Source organism: Pseudomonas sp. (assembly GCF_037994325.1).
Taxonomy (GTDB): domain Bacteria; phylum Pseudomonadota; class Gammaproteobacteria; order Pseudomonadales; family Pseudomonadaceae; genus Aquipseudomonas.
Map to the genome: position 1 here is coordinate 1 of NZ_JBBNAH010000270.1, position 1,218 is coordinate 1,218.

Genomic DNA, 1,218 nt, shown 5'->3' on the forward strand with positions numbered 1-1,218 from the left:
GCCACAACCCGTCCTACGCCGAAATGGGGCTGCGCAGCCACGTTTCCGGCTCTGTAGACCTGAACCTCGAAGAGCTGATCGACCGCAAGGTGTTCCGCTTTATGGGCGACGCTGCGGCCTACGCCTACCTGTCGATGGAACAGGCGATCAAAGACTCGGGCCTTACACCTGAGCAGATCTCCAACCCGCGCACCGGCCTGATTGCCGGTTCCGGTGGCGCCTCCACCATCAACCAGATGGAAGCCATCGACACCCTGCGCGAGAAAGGCGTCAAACGCATTGGGCCGTATCGTGTCACCCGCACCATGGGCAGCACCGTGTCGGCTTGCCTGGCCACGCCGTTCCAAATCAAAGGCGTGAACTTCTCGATTTCCTCCGCTTGCGCCACCAGTGCTCACTGCATCGGTCAGGCCATGGAACAAATCCAGCTGGGCAAACAAGACGTTGTATTTGCCGGCGGTGGCGAAGAAGAACACTGGAGCCAAAGCTGCTTGTTCGACGCCATGGGCGCCCTCTCCACCCAGTACAACGACACCCCGGAAAAAGCCTCCCGTGCTTACGACGCCAAGCGTGATGGTTTTGTCATCGCGGGCGGTGGCGGCATGGTGGTGGTTGAAGAGCTGGAACACGCCTTGGCCCGTGGCGCAAAAATCTACGCCGAAATCGTCGGCTATGGCGCCACCTCCGATGGCTACGACATGGTCGCCCCAAGCGGCGAAGGCGCAATCCGCTGCATGCAGCTGGCGCTTTCCACCGTTGACGGCCCGATCGACTACCTGAACACCCACGGCACCTCCACCCCAGTGGGCGACGTCGCCGAAATCAAAGGCGTGCGCGCCGTGTTCGGCGACAAGGCACCGCCAATCAGCTCGACCAAAAGCCTGTCCGGTCACTCCTTGGGCGCCGCCGGCGTTCACGAAGCGATCTACTGCATGCTGATGATGGAAGGCAACTTTATCGCCGGCTCGGCCAACATCGACGAGCTGGACCCGGAAGTCGCCGACCTGCCGATCGCCACCAAAACCCAAGAAAACGTCACCCTCAACAACGTGATGAGCAACAGCTTCGGCTTTGGCGGCACCAACGCCACCCTCGTGCTGAAGCGCTGGGAAGGCAAGTAATTCCCTCCCGCTGAGCCGCACATGAAAACGCCCCGACTGGTTCGGGGCGTTTTTTTCGCCTGGAGAAAAGCATTTTCAGCGGCGCCAAGATGAAACG

General features: G+C 60.8%; 1 protein-coding gene. It reads left to right on the top strand.

Annotated features, from left to right (window positions below):
- On the top strand, positions 1-1,121 hold a 1,121-nt coding region (gene fabB / locus AAAB16_RS09040), incomplete at its 5' end, for a beta-ketoacyl-ACP synthase I (RefSeq protein ID WP_340663033.1).
- Positions 1,122-1,218: the final 97 nt, after the last annotated feature.